Consider the following 13,884-nt stretch of genomic DNA (forward strand, 5'->3'; position numbering starts at 1 on the left):
AAGATACAAAGATCGACCCCTTATACTAGAGTCTGGGGTCCTTGAGCCTTTCTTTTAGCTCGTTGAGCACTGCTATGGGGCCTGGATCGACTCCGTAGGCACCCGCTAGGTGAAGCGAGACAAAATCTCCTATAATGGCCAAGTCAAAAAATTGAGCCAATTCACCCTCACCTTGGGCGTTTACTTCAAACGAATCAGATACGTTGGGATCGATAAATTCGCTGGTGATTTCATAGCGCCTCGAAACCTGCGGATGCTCGTTATCGTGGCGCAACCGAACGACTACCAAATCTGATTTCGTCATAGGCCTAAGGGATTCCCACCCGGCTAACTCATTGTGGCAATTTTCTGGGTATAACGAACTGAAAGCCATTGCCTTGGCATTTTCATTGATCTGCGCGCGCCAGCGTGTTGATGCAGCCGACCCAACCGATCCAGAAGAGTGCAAGAGAGTCAGCTTAGAGGTGAGTCTCTCCGCAATCTCTTCAGCCAGAGACTTCCTACCTATCAATTGATCTCTTCGACGAGAGAGTTGGGAGATTGTCTGATCAATCCAATAACTTCCGCCGGGGAAGAGACCAATCGCATCTAAAACCGCCAATGGTGGAATCGACAGAGCACCAAGAGCAGCTCGTGGTTGAGGTATCGAATCAGGAACAGAGATATAGGTGGAGTTGGTATCCATTGCCAGATCTGCCAGCTCCCCGCCGGTCGAAACAACTACGACTTGTGCGCCCATCTCAACAGCCATACCCACTGCTTCTTGAGTCTCCTCCGTCTCTCCGGAAAAAGACATTGCAAAGACCAAAGTGCTAGGAGAAATGTATGCCGGGGTGGTATAAGACTTCACGACGGAAGCTGGCACTGGAAGAACGGGCCCAGCAGCCGCGACTAGTACATCGCCTGCGATTCCGCTTCCGCCCATTCCAAAGACTACAATATTCTCGACTTTGGACTTGTCGGGAAGGTTCGAAATTTCGGCCACTCTTGCAGCCGCAGCGCTAACTTGTTCGGGCAGTGATGAGGTCACGTCCCACATCGACAATGAGTCGGCAACCTTATAAGGCCATTCTGTGCTCATCGATCAGCGCTCACTTTCATAAATTCTCTTAAATTAAGACACACTCTAAAGCTGCTGCGTCAAAAACTAATTCGACGCGAGACAAATTTATCTCAAAATTGGATAAACAAAAAGCCCATGGAGATTGAACTGAAAAAATTCGATCAATCGCCCTGGGAATGGGCTCCAAGACTCGCATATAAAGTCCCAATGGGAGATTTCAGCCTTTACCGGTGACTACATGATCAAGTGATCCAAGGCGAGCGGCTTCTTTATCATCAACTATCTCAGATTCATCGACCAGCAAAATCGGGATATCGCTTTCTATCCTAAATTTGCGTTGCGACCTTGGGTTGTAGAGAATATTTTCACTCTCGATATACCAAAGCTCACCTTTGTCGACCGGGCAAACAACCAGAGATACCAACGTCTGTGAGATACTCATCTCAACTCCTCACTGAATCAGCCTTGGAAATTACCGCCAAGACTTCCGCTAACTTTGAAGCAACCTCTTCTTGAGTTCGCGCCTCAAGATTCAACCGCAATAGCGGTTCGGTATTAGATGGTCGCACGTTAAACCACCAATCGCCAAAATCAAGTGTCAAGCCGTCTATCTCAGTGGCACGAGCACGCTTATCATAGGCGTTTTTGATAAAAGCAATAACCGCATGGGCATCGCTTACCCGTGTATTTACCTCACCAGAGTCACAATATCGCTCAAATGGCTTTCGAAGCTCAGATAGCGGCGTCTGAGATATAGAGATCTGCTCCAAGATAATCAAAGCCGCAATCATTCCAGAATCAGCTCGATAGTTATCCCGAAAATAATAGTGGCCAGAGTGTTCGCCACCAAAGACAGCTCCCGTCTCAGCCATTACATCCTTAATAAAGGAGTGGCCTACTCGAGTCATAACCGGGACTCCACCTGATTCAATAATCACTTCCGGTACAGCCTTTGAACAGATCAGATTGTACAAGACGGTCGAACCCGGCGACCTCTCGAGCATCGCCTTTGCAACCAAGGCAGTGGTCAGTGAGCCAGATAACGGGGCGGCATTATTATCGACCAAAAAGACACGATCCGCATCACCATCAAAAGCCAGGCCAACATCTGCGTTCAAAGAGACAACCGCATTCTTCAAGTCAGCGATGTTCTCGGGCTGTATTGGGTCTGCCGGATGATTTGGAAAGTTACCGTCTAATTCACCGTAGAGAATCGTCAAGTCGAATGGTAGTGAACCAAATACCGAAGGCACGACATAGCCACCCATACCATTTGCGGTATCAGCCACGATGCGCAGAGGAGCTAGCTTGCTAACGTCAACGAACGAACGAATGTGATTGCTAAATTCCTCCAAAAGATCAACTTTGTTATTGATCGAGGCGTTGACACCTGAGTCGGCGACCTCTTTGAACTCTCCATTCAAATATCTTCGAGCATTCTCTTTTATTTCGCCAAGGCCTGTAGCTTCCCCAACTGGCTTAGCCCCAGCTAAACACATCTTTATCCCGTTGTAGGCTGCTGGATTATGCGATGCCGTAAAGGTAACTCCGGGCTCATTCAGTCGACCAGAAGCAAAATAAAGCATATCCGTAGAGCAAAGACCAATCTCATCCACACCAACGCCAGCTCGATTAGCACCGCTAATAAATGACTCGCTTAGAGCAATACCACTTGGACGCATATCTCGTCCCACTACGATTCGCTCAGATGCAGCAAATTGACCAAATGCGTAACCGATGGCCTCTGCCACCTCAGGAGTCAACTCTTCAGGAGCCAACCCGCGAACATCGTACGCTTTAAAAATCTTGTCAAGCGAATCCACCAGAAAACCTCGCTAGCTAAAAAAACGCAGTCAAAAAGACTTGCGATCCATTCCACATTATGAATTTGTGGACACACGAAAGTATGAATCTAGTTGATAATCTCCGTTTATGAGCGATAACCAGCATGCAAATTCGTAACGGGGGTGCCATTATTCGTAATAGTAAAATTCATGACTTTGAGATGAACTTTATATCAACATTAAATTAAAGGAGGTAAACAGCCGAACTATGAGCGAAAGATTGCAAGGATCCTTTTACGCTCAACAGCAATAAGAGCCAGCACTAGGGTAATCAAAGATATAATCGTTCCGAGATTATCAGCGGCACTGTTTTGGTAAGAGACTGTGACATGAGATGAAGTTGGATAGACGACCATTTCATTGGGAGCAGCCCTATATGGCCCTAGTCCCCCGGAAACCTTAAAATTAGGAAAATAAGATTCCTTGATAATTACAGGCACGCCAGTTCTACTTACATTAAAGGAAACCGTGGAGTTGGTCACTTTTAAGTTGGAAACCACTACTGACGGTAGCGGCGAAGTCTTGGTGACGGTCTTGTTGGCAGGTACTCGCAAAAGACCAGCTGGGCCGCTGGCAAGTCTCACAACAGAATATTCACTTGGATTTTGGTAATACAATAAAGCTGGGGGTAGCCAAGAACTCTGCGCATTTGTGACTCCTGTCATAACCACTGGAGCCTGCGTGAGCGGAGTGACAATCTGGGAGTGACTCACCTCATAGATGTTCCAGGTCTCAGTGAGAACAGGCGTCGTAGAGGTAGGGCTTATCGCAGGGAGTGTGGCGATTAGTTTCAAATTCGGATTTTCATTGGCCGCTATCTTCAGGGCCGGCGAAAACGCCATATAGTATCGCACGCCTAGCAACTGGAGGTGCTGCACTCCAAGGCCAACATTTATACCAGAATATGGTAGACCTGCCATCGCCTCCGAAGGTGCAGCGGAAAGTTCAGACTGATTTAGAAAGTGATAGGGAGTCGTTGCCGAAGATTCAAAAAATAGGCCCTCCATCGAATCAATACAATTATTCGTCCAATAAGGCAAGAGCATTAGAGCCATTGGAGTACCGAAATCGTTTTGGTTCGAATTATATTCCCACATAGCGCGCCCGCAACCATACTTAGCACCGACGCTCTTCATCTCGAGCATCAATGCTCTATATTCGCTAAAACCAACCTTTGCTTCGTATCCCGTGTAGTTCCATTTGATCCAGCTCGGAACAAAGCTAGGGGTCACTTTGATCGGAAACCAGGGGGGACTTCCCACAAGTTGGAGTAAAACCACAGCCAAAATTGATACCGACGAAAGTACATACAGCGCTCTTCGAATTGAGGCTACTTGAGCTTTAGCAGTCGCCCTTGCCATGCTCTGAGCCGGAGCTATATAGTCCGACAAAATACCGCCGGAGCTATCCTGGGATCCAGTGGGGGCCCCATAGCGAGCAGCCGTGGGGATCTGCAACCCTATCGAACTTCCAATCGAAGAACGAACTCCCGGAAGAAGCTGGAGAAAGATGGTTTTGCGCCATCCAAATAATGCCGCTAACAACTCGACAATGACATAGACGCCAATAGCCGCCAAGATATATATCGCTAGGACATAAAACGGAAGGACACGTCCGTTGTAAACGGCTTTTAGCGGGAAAAAGACGAAAGCAATAGCAGAGGTGACCGCAACAGTCCCAAAGAGGCCACCTATTTCAATCTTTAGAAAAAGAGAAGCGACAAATCCAATTACAGCCAGAGCAATGTAGACGCGCAACTCTGAAGGGAAAAGGCTCACGGCATAAGTGGTAATACGTGACCAACCCATTGACGTTGAAAAAGAATAGTTCACGATGAGCGGAATTTCCCAGATGGCCGACAATCCGATCATTATCAAGATTGAAATGGTTGCCCCTAAGACTAAATTTCGCTTTCTCCTAATTACTGCCAAAAAAATCAAGATTGCGACAGCAAAAGCGGCTGGAATGATATGAGCCAGCAAGGTCGCCGAAAGCAAGATTCCGCTAGCCACTCTCCGCTTCGTGGAACCGGGATCAACAAGCAAGACGGCAACGGCGAAAAAACACAGAGATAAAGAGATAGCAAACGAATACTCACCAGCTAATGTTGATGCGATATTTCCGCCATCGATTGTGAATGATCGATCAAATAGGTAGGCGACAGCCATTATTGATGTCAGCCCCGACAGCAGATAGCCAACCTTCATAGAGCGAGCAAAATAATAGATTGCAATCGGAAGGGTGAGAGGGCCAATTGCTGTAGTCAATTTGAATGCAACGCCGTAGGGGAGTATAAAACTCAAAATGGCTGTAATTATCCCTGGCAAGGGGAAATAAAAGACATAAAGTGGATATCCTGCATACCACGAAGAGCTCCAACCGGTAAGGCGAAAATGGTTGAGAATGTGATGGATGTAAAAATACGGAACTGAAAAATGAGCTCCCGTATCGCCACCGGTAGTTGTGGTATTGGAGAACAAAAGGCTTGGATGATACTGCCAAATCAAAAAGACGACTGTACTAGCAACTATGAAATAAGTCAATATTCGTTCGAATGAAGAACTTCTTCCCTCCGAAGGCGGCTCAGCACTGTTCTGGGGTGAAACGTCGGTTCCGTCAGTACCATCGGCGTTCAAATCGGTCTCAACGAACATGCCGAATCTCCCTATGTCCCTTCACTCTCAGGATGCCCCAACATAAAGCGAATCGCGTCCGCCAAAAACATCCTTCAAGTTAACTTAGTTCGGCTTGCCACAAATATTGAGACAAGGACGTCAAAGTCACGCCCTATTCAGGGATTTCTAACCCCAACACTAAAGACCGGCGGCTGGATCTGAAGATGAAGATCGACCCTAGAAGTCGAAGGCGTTGATCTAGCGACATTTGTCTGACCCCTATTCGACCAGATTATCAAAAGTGCCCACCGATAAAAGGACATCTCAATAACCAGAGCTTTAAAGTAAAGCCAATGCCTGCGCCCCAAAACTTTGTCGGAAACTAAACACTGCAGCTCTATGGTGGACTTAGGCACAAGATTATCAACAGAAGTTCTGCCTAACCAAAAACGCATTCTTGATCTCGATTCATAGTTAGCCCAAAGGATAAAAGTCGCTATTTAGTCATTAATTAAGATCGACTATCGAATGGGAATCCCTTGACTTACCATCATTTAGGGATTGGAAGTCATCCGAAGGTCAATCGATTACCCAACTATCGACGAAGTGCCGTTGCCAAAGTAAGGACCTCAGAGACCTCGACACTATCGCCATCAGCATTCCAGATTCTCTTTTCACAATGCGAACAAGAACGCAGCGTGACATTATGGCCACCGATGTTGAGAGAGATTTCGACGGTTGTGCCTAAACGGCAGTTTTCACAGAGCACAGGAGCCTCCAATGGTAACATTATGGCGGTAGGGCGATCAGATCCTGAAAGCTTTCAAAATTAATCGTCACCTTGTGATCAGACCTTTAGAAAAAATTCAACGATTAACTAAAAAATTCAAAAGACAAAGAAGTCCGCCTACGCCCTATTGCAAATTTGAATGAATTTTCAAACAAGCTAAAAGATAGAGACGATCAAGTTGGCTATCATAAGGTGGAAATCAATCTGAGAATAGCGCATAGATTTTCTCTAGATCGCCATGTTAGGCAGCCCCAACGGGATTCAACGGTGAACCAAGGCGATGAAGGTGACCAAATTGAAAGAGGCATGGGTCACTATTCCCGCGCCTAAGCGCTTTAACTTGATTCTGTAGACCGCTAGCACTATTCCCACGGCGAACAATCCCAAGGTTTGCAGAGGCTCCACGTGTGCGAGTGCGAAAATAATCGCAGAAGAGACAACCGTAATCAAGTTGCCAACAAAAACCGTCATCTTCCTTGTTTTATAGCCGATGCTACCCAAAAGTAGCCCGCGGAAAAAGATTTCCTCAGCAAACGGAGCACCGACAACAATTATCAGTCCAACAACAATCGTGTCTATCGAGAGGCCATGAGCTGATGAAGTGATTTGATTGGCCGGCCCGGAGAGCTGATTTTGCAAATTTGGAATCACTGACTCTAACGGCAGGTATAGCAAAGGTATGACAACCAATTGCAATAAAACCCCGGACAAGATCCCAATGGGAAGGTCGATCTTCAAATTGAATTTAAGACCGTAATCCCTTCTAAGCGATCCGGTTCCACGCCTCTTGGCAACGAAATAGGCACCACCTAAAAAGCCGCTCCAGGTTCCAATAGAGCTAGTTATCAAATCCCCAACCGAAAGGCCAGCTAAAGATGTCTTTTCATGAGTTGCAACTATATAGATGAGAACTAACAGGTTCGCCAAGAAGATGGCCAATGCTAAAAACCCAAGGGCGCCCCAAAGACCATCGATCACAAACTCGCCGTTATCTTGACTACTGGCTTCGCGCATTCCATCAAATCCTAACAAGAACTCTTTTGGCCCTTTAGTCTCGTGGCCCTTCAGAGGGTTCTAAGCGATCCAAAATTGAATCCCTAAGGTCAAGATGCTAAAGGTCAAACATGAAAAATAATGACAAAAAGAATGGAATCAGGGGACAAAAGCCATTGAATCACCCCTTTTTAATAGCTCGCCGAGATCCAAGGGCAATATAATTTTCTCACTCGCCTAGATTGTTAGTAATGAGCAGACAAATGCCTGATATGAGGCCACAGGGTCAAAACCCTCTAAAGAAAGTTCCCGGAGGCCAGGAGCAAACATGGAAGTGGCTCGTTGGAGTTTCCGTCGCCGTAATCCTAATCTTGGTACTTACGTTGAACGTATTCAAAACAACGCCCGCAACCACGCTGTCGTATTCCACATTCCTACAAGATGCAGGATCCAAGCAAGTTGCAACGGCGCTGATTGATAACTCCACCGGCAAAATTACTGGGCAATTCAAAGACGGTACAACTTTTAGCGTCTATGGACCATCGCCCTCGGTCCCCAACGACCTCACGACGCTTCGAGGCGAGGGAGTATCGCTCAGCTTCGCCACGTCGCAATCTAGCCTTATTGGCCTTCTGATTAGTTGGCTAGGACCAGTGCTATTACTAATTGCTCTCTTCGTATTTCTAAATCGACGGGCTCAAGGGCAAATGAGCGGCATAATGTCAATTGGACGCTCACGGGCAAAGGTTTACTCTTCTGAAAGACCCAAGACAACCTTCGATGATGTCGCTGGCTATACCGGGGTCAAACAAGAGATCACTGAGGTTGTTGACTTTTTAAAGAATGCCTCTCGTTTTAAAGAGATAGGAGCACGCGTACCCAAGGGAATACTCTTGGTAGGCCCTCCTGGAACGGGTAAGACCCTTTTAGCTCGAGCGGTAGCAGGAGAAGCAGGTGTACCTTTTCTTTCGGTTACAGGCTCAGACTTTATGGAGATGTTCGTTGGAGTCGGAGCATCGCGAGTTCGAGACCTCTTCCAGACTGCTCGCAAGCAGGCCCCTGCGATCATCTTTATAGATGAGATCGATTCGATTGGACGCAAGCGAGGCGCAGGTCTTGGAGGCGGCCACGACGAACGCGAGCAGACATTAAACCAGATGCTCTCTGAGATGGACGGTTTTGATACGACCGAGGGCATCGTAATGATGGCAGCGACAAACCGACCGGACATACTGGATTCAGCTCTACTGCGCCCCGGAAGATTCGATCGACAGATAGTCGTACCTTTACCAGACTTGGAAGAAAGACGTCCAATCCTTGCTGTTCACTGCGTCGGCAAGAGAATAGCTGATGACGTAGACCTCGAAGTAGTCGCACGCGGTACACCCGGTATGAGCGGAGCTGATCTAGCAAACCTAGTGAACGAAGCGGCACTACACGCCGTTCGACGCGGCGACAACCAGATCCATATGGAAGATTTCGAAGCGGCGAGAGATCGCGTACTCATGGGTCAACGTAGAGATTCGGTTGTACTTTCTGATGCAGAAAAAGAGAGAGTTGCCTTTCATGAAGGAGGTCATGCCGTCCTCGCATACCTCTTACCACATGCCGACCCTGTTCATAAAGTCACGATTATCCCAACAGGAATGGCTCTTGGAGTCACACAGCAGCTTCCACTTGAGGAAAAGCACATCAACTCAAAAGAATATATTGAAGATTCTCTAGCAGTTCGAATGGGCGGACGGGTCGCAGAGATGATAATCTACGGCGACCTTTCTACCGGTGCATCAAACGACCTAGTTCGAAATACCGAATTAGCGCGCAAAATGGTTCGGGAATGGGGAATGAGTGCCCAGGTTGGACCAATGGCTTGGGGAAGTCAAGAGATGGTTTTTCTTGGCGAAGATCTAATGCATACACGCGACTACTCGGAGCAGACATCGCGAGTCATCGACGAAGAGGTTGAAAAAATCCTTCGCGACCAAGAAGAACGAGCCATGGTTCTGCTCTCAAAACACAGGTCCGGTCTCGAAGCGGTGGCAAAGTCTCTCTTAGAGATTGAAACTGTTGCCGGAGAAGACGTCGGTCGGCTGGTTGATGAAGCCAACGGTGGACCGGTCCACGCCGTCGACAAGAACAAGTGGATTCCTCGAATCTCATACACCTCTGAAATCGACCAAACAACAAACTCAAACAACAATGGACTGCAATCCACTTAATTAATGGCTGAATAAAAATAACCATAGGTTTTACACGGCGATAGAGCAGCTTCTATTACCATCTGGAGCCACTGGATTTAACTAAAGAAACCCCCACTTAGAAATTGCTAAGTGGGGGTTTTCGTCTATATTCGCACTATTTGAAGTCAAGACCAATGGCTCGAGGCGAGCTTTGCTCGAGCCAAATAAAAATCATCACATGAAGTTCCGTGAGCAAGACAAGTTTCAATTGACAATTGCTGACATGCCAAGTTTCCGCACCTCCAAATACACAGGCCCATTGAAAGTAATCCAAATACCACATTGCGAGAAGAAATGATCCTCCATCCGCGTCAAAGCTAAACAAGTGAAAGCCACCACACCGATTCAATCCATAGTCCTATAGAAACTCTCAGAACGGCATAGGTCCTTGGAAGCTATCGATAAAGTAGCGCTTTGATAAATTGTTACAAAATCTTAGAGTTAGGCAAAGATAACACTTTACGCCCAGACTCTAATAATGCTTTCGCTATAACCCACGCCCTATTTTGGACCACTGCTCCATCGGCAGCTGTCACTAACCAATAGAGGCCCTCACCACTAGGAACGTTAAACACCTATACCACGCAGATCCTCGACGTTACAAATAAAACGAGGGTCGCGCACCTTTTGTGTAAATTTGAACCTTATAATTTCCTGCCTTTAAATCCCTTCACCAGATAGATCTCTTGAGTTAGGCTAGCTTTCCCAACGATCAATAACTAGCGGTAGCGTTTTGTGGACAGATCATAAGATCTTGGCAATATCCACAGAGCACTGGCTTTTGACCTGTAAATCCACCTTGGACACCTAAAAATACATGGGCAGGCAACAAGCTAAACAATGACACCACTATTGGATACGAGAACCCTGAGGGGACCTGCGAGCTTAGCAAGCAGAACGCTCTTGGGCAAGAGATTTCCTATGGTTTTACCATCTCACTCCAAGGATCAACAGACAACTTGCCTAGGCTCGATAGGATTTGGTCCAATTTGCAAAGGTTAAGTAAATGTCATGTTCACAAGACAATCAACCCACGGGTTAGCACTGTGCACCTAGACAATTGAACAAGTGAGCCCATAACGTAACTCCTTTGAAATTCACGGTTCGCATCTACTGTCGCATAGACCATAGCCAACCGCAATCTCTGTCAAACAAGAATTCCAAAAAACTGATTTACGAACTGTTCGATTGCCCCTTAGTAAGAGATCAAACTCAACAGGTTAGATACAATGGCAAAGACGCACCTAGTACCAGTAGATCCCAGTGCTAATCAATCCCAGGGGCGAGCCTCGATAACTTGAAACGGCCATCGTACTCACCGAGGCTTCGAGGATCTTAGAAAAAGTATATCGAACATTTGTTCGTAGCAACTGTCACAGTGGTATGAGATGATTCTTTCCATGAGAGGACAGATTCTACTTATTGAAGATAACGATACCAAGACTAAAACCATAGCGCAGGAATATGACCATTTGGCCCCTGACTGGAAGCTTGATGAAAGAACACGTAAGCTAGGACTTTGGCAGATCGAGCAAGCACGGCGCCTTTTAATTTCTCAAAGCAATAATGAATCAAAGAGCGGATTCAAAGAGCGATGCGCTCGAGTTCGCTGAGAATAAGGGAGCTACCCTAACCCAGGACTAGGAGTTCACGACTAACGTAAAAGGGTAAGGTGTAGCGAATGTGGAGTAACGGCCAATGGAAACAGATGAGCTCCTAGAGCGCCTCGGCTTCAACCCTGAAGCCAAGCTTTCAATCTTCTCTTGTGACTACCTAGGTTTCTCGCACTCATTCAACGAAGGAATCTTCGAGTCTCTACGTGAAGGAATTGCCACAACGGCACGGTTAATCGTTGGTGCCCCATGGTCAAAAGAGGTAACCTCCCTCTATCGTGGAGAAGATATTGGGGTCTCGCTGGTCTTTACCTCAAGTCACTCCATCTTCTCGATGACACCGCTAACTCAGTCCCCCACTCTTCTCAATGGCTCGGGAGAATTTCCAAGTTCAAGGGTGGAACTATGGGAACATGCCGACACCGACGAAGTAAGGCGTGAGTGTAGAGCGCAGATTGAAAGAGCCATTTTTATGGGCTTCGACCCTTCTCATTTAGCATCAGAAGAACAGGCACTAATCCTTCGACCGGAATTCTTCGACGTTCTATTAGATATCGCAATCGAATTTAAGTTACCACTTCGAATTCCATTCGAAAGCGAGACAATCCACTTAGGCTTTCCCGCTGGCGCATTAGCAGCCGACGAAGGTATCGTCTCCCCGACGCACCAGGTCTGCAACTTCGACCAAGATGGCAACTATCAAGAGCCTGGGATAGATACTTTCACAAAGGCAATTTCCGCTCTTACTCCGGGAATTACAGAGATTTCATTTCGACCTTCGGCACAAGGGAGCGAGCTCGAGGCGCTGATGGGCCCGCAATCTAGCCATTACGATTCATCAAGAGCTTTTCTGACCTCCAAAGTTGCCTTGGAAATTATAAACGACTTCAAGATAACGCCCATTGGCTACCGAGAGCTCAAGAAAGTTCAATCCGACCTCCGTCGAACGATCAAATAGTGTACGATGGGAGAATATTAAGCTCCGTGTTGAGTCAATTGCAGATTCAACCATCAATTAAGGGCTAAAATGGCTTCTAAGGCGATCTCTATATAAGCTGAGATCCCAAACATAAGGATGGTTAACTTGCTAGCCGAGCTATTGGGACAAGACGCACTAATTGTAGTGCTAGTAATCGTTGTAATCTTCGGGGCCTCAAGGCTACCCAAGATGGCCCGTTCATTGGGTCAAGCAAAAGGCGAATTCGAAAAAGGACTAAAAGAGTCCGACCAGAGCAAATCAGCCACTGAGTCCAAGGACCAAGCTTAATTATTTTTAGGGTTCGACTCTAAATTGAACCCTAAAAATAGTATTCGTACATATCTTAAGATAGGGTCGCGCCTAGCTATGACCAAGGTCGTATAGATCATAAACTCATAGAACCTAATGACCCAGGACCTAACAGTGGCGAAACACGGCCCAAAACAGTTGAATGCAAACGTCCATCGTAAGGCAAAGCACTCCTGAGAAATTCGCTATCGAGTTTGTGCTCCACTTTGGAGTTTACGACAATCAAGCTACTAGTATCTACGATCTCCTTCTCGACCGTAGCGGCGAGCAACCAATGACGGTGCCAATCTTTCTATTGATCGAGCTATCGAACAAGAAATGCACTCAACGTCGTACGAAGCATTAATCGTATCTAACATGATTATCCACAAGTCAAAACACCAACAGATGACAATTATAAGCGAGGTTACAATCGTCAAATTTGGCTATGGGTCCTGAAGCTTGAGGCCGAGGGAGGCCTAGTTACCACCGTCACGGTTAGCACTAAACTCGGCATCTCTGAAATCGACTTGCACGTTCATGGAACCCAAGAACCTATATTTCGCCTCATGCTCTAAAGCGTTAGCTATAGTAAGACAATTTTTTGGGTGCGGCAAGAACCAAACCGGCACTCTGCATCGATCGGCATCTTCAAAGGCAAAATGCCTTTGCGTCTTGAACCAACCAGCAAAATCAGCATCCACTGCAGGTAGCATAAGCACCGGCACCATCTCCTTTGGCCACGATCAAGGCCAGACCCGCTCCAGAGCACCTCTAAAAGATATATAGGGTTGGACTTGATAGAACAAAAATTAATGGCCAAACTTCCCTGATTCAAGTCATCAGGAAGAGTTTATTACTTAATGGACGAACCGCATGAAAACAAATATGACCAAAAATAAAGTTAGGCAACCCATATAGGCTGCCTAACATCTCTGCGACAAAACCCATCAAGGGGCTGAATCCGATTCAAAATAGTAATGCCAAAGACACACCGTCTTTTTGGCCGAACAGGCCGACCCAAAAGCTTAGAACTGCGTAATCTCTAGGATATCTTTTTGTAGTTGACGATATTCCGGAGAATTCGTAACTGGCAAGAGTGACATCAACTTGCCAATGTTGCCTTCTACTTTCATCCTACCCTGCATAAAAGCGGCGTTGGCATCTAGCTGAAGCTTCTGAATTTTGACTGCATCGTCGTAATTTTGGACGAGGGTAATCTCAGATCCGTCGAGCTCTCCGAGGTCACTCTCGATGAGCTTACCATTTTCAATGATCCAGTAGTAAAGAATATTGCCATCGGGACCACCCTCAATTCGATACTGAATACGAGCAGTAGCACCTTGACGCTCTGGCTGACCCTCGGCCAACTTGGCGCTCTCGTCTATCCATTCCTTGCTCAACCATAAATATTTAGACACCCAATAACCTCATCTTACAATACTAAAAATTAACAAAA

Annotated in this window: 10 protein-coding genes; 4 read left to right on the top strand and 6 right to left on the bottom strand. The window is 46.6% G+C overall.

Annotation, left to right across the window (positions count from 1 at the left end; genetic code table 11):
* Positions 1-25 precede the first annotated feature (25 nt).
* The 5 genes from ACIDITHRIX25_RS000000103920 to ACIDITHRIX25_RS000000103940 form a co-directional block, all read right to left on the bottom strand.
* On the bottom strand, positions 26-1,081 hold the full coding sequence (locus ACIDITHRIX25_RS000000103920) for an SIS domain-containing protein (protein WP_052605027.1): 1,056 nt from the start codon (positions 1,079-1,081) through the stop codon (positions 26-28).
* A gap of 199 nt (positions 1,082-1,280) precedes the next feature.
* Entirely contained in the window at positions 1,281-1,505 is a 225-nt protein-coding gene (locus ACIDITHRIX25_RS000000103925; protein WP_201733749.1) for a Trm112 family protein, read from the bottom strand.
* 1 nt (position 1,506) lies between these two features.
* Positions 1,507-2,886, bottom strand: a complete 1,380-nt coding sequence (locus tag ACIDITHRIX25_RS000000103930; protein ID WP_213333507.1) for a phosphohexomutase domain-containing protein — start codon at positions 2,884-2,886, stop codon at positions 1,507-1,509.
* Positions 2,887-3,113: 227 nt separating this feature from the next.
* A complete protein-coding gene (locus ACIDITHRIX25_RS000000103935) occupies positions 3,114-5,561 on the bottom strand; it encodes a putative glycosyltransferase family protein (protein ID WP_201733750.1) in 2,448 nt (815 codons plus the stop codon).
* 1,012 nt (positions 5,562-6,573) lie between these two features.
* A complete protein-coding gene (locus ACIDITHRIX25_RS000000103940; RefSeq protein WP_152625904.1) occupies positions 6,574-7,326 on the bottom strand; it encodes a CPBP family intramembrane glutamic endopeptidase in 753 nt (250 codons plus the stop codon).
* A 242-nt stretch (positions 7,327-7,568) separates the two neighbouring features.
* On the opposite strand from ACIDITHRIX25_RS000000103940, the gene ftsH reads away from it, so the two are divergent.
* From ftsH to ACIDITHRIX25_RS000000103960, 4 genes are all read left to right on the top strand, one after another.
* Positions 7,569-9,524 (top strand): ATP-dependent zinc metalloprotease FtsH, encoded by a 1,956-nt coding sequence (gene ftsH / locus ACIDITHRIX25_RS000000103945; protein WP_249685844.1) that lies wholly within the window; start codon positions 7,569-7,571, stop codon positions 9,522-9,524.
* Positions 9,525-10,945: 1,421 nt separating this feature from the next.
* The gene (locus ACIDITHRIX25_RS000000103950) at positions 10,946-11,158 is read left to right on the top strand and encodes a hypothetical protein (RefSeq protein WP_201733751.1); all 213 of its coding nucleotides are present in this window, start codon (positions 10,946-10,948) and stop codon (positions 11,156-11,158) included.
* 85 nt (positions 11,159-11,243) lie between these two features.
* Positions 11,244-12,116 (top strand): carbohydrate deacetylase, encoded by an 873-nt coding sequence (locus tag ACIDITHRIX25_RS000000103955; RefSeq protein ID WP_052605034.1) that lies wholly within the window; start codon positions 11,244-11,246, stop codon positions 12,114-12,116.
* Positions 12,117-12,233: 117 nt separating this feature from the next.
* A complete protein-coding gene (locus ACIDITHRIX25_RS000000103960; RefSeq protein WP_200891199.1) occupies positions 12,234-12,425 on the top strand; it encodes a twin-arginine translocase TatA/TatE family subunit in 192 nt (63 codons plus the stop codon).
* A gap of 1,028 nt (positions 12,426-13,453) precedes the next feature.
* Here ACIDITHRIX25_RS000000103960 and ACIDITHRIX25_RS000000103965 read toward each other — a convergent pair.
* Entirely contained in the window at positions 13,454-13,846 is a 393-nt protein-coding gene (locus tag ACIDITHRIX25_RS000000103965) for an SCP2 sterol-binding domain-containing protein (RefSeq protein WP_052605037.1), read from the bottom strand.
* Between the last annotated feature and the right edge of the window lie 38 nt (positions 13,847-13,884).

The sequence above is a fragment of the Acidithrix sp. C25 genome, from assembly GCF_904848545.2.